This window comes from Peribacillus psychrosaccharolyticus ATCC 23296 (genome assembly GCF_000305495.1).
Taxonomy (GTDB): Bacteria; Bacillota; Bacilli; order Bacillales; family DSM-1321; genus Peribacillus; species Peribacillus psychrosaccharolyticus.
Genome location: NZ_AJTN02000131.1, coordinates 1 through 559 on the forward strand (window position 1 = coordinate 1; position 559 = coordinate 559).

Genomic DNA, 559 nt, shown 5'->3' on the forward strand with positions numbered 1-559 from the left:
AAAGAATCACTGATAGAAAATAACTAATATTCAAAGATAAAAAGAAAAATGGATGTTAAATAGGGGGGACTTATATGTGAGTAGGGTGAGTATAGTTGTACCAATTTATAATGCAGAAAAATATTTAGATAATTGTATAAAGTCTATACTCAAACAAACTTTTGAAGACTTAGAATTAATATTGGTGAATGATGGTTCATCAGATGATAGATTGAGTATATGTGAAAAATATCGAAATTCAGATTCTAGGATACATTTAATAAACAAAAATAATGAAGGTTCTATTGTAGCACGTAGAAAAGGAATTGAGGCTTCTAAGTCTCCCTATATCACCTTCGTAGATGCAGAGGATTGGATAAATAAAGATGCAATTAAAAATATTATACAAAGAAAAGACAGATCATAATCTAGATATAGCTGTTTGTAACAGTTATCGTGTTTTGGGATCAGGCAAACTTATCAAAAAGAAAATACGAGTTGGTATTTCGATAAAGATAAATTTTATAGCAGAAATGAGATAAAAAAAGAATTAGCAGTTGCTTATTTCCATGGACATCCA

At 28.8% G+C, this 559-nt stretch carries 1 protein-coding gene; it reads left to right on the forward strand.

Features of this window, described 5'->3' with window-relative positions; genetic code table 11:
- Positions 1–76: 76 nt before the first annotated feature.
- Positions 77–406 carry a glycosyltransferase family 2 protein gene (locus tag WYK_RS06455; protein ID WP_051387355.1) on the forward strand — a complete coding sequence of 110 codons (330 nt, stop codon included), beginning with the start codon at positions 77–79 and terminating at the stop codon, positions 404–406.
- Positions 407–559: the final 153 nt, after the last annotated feature.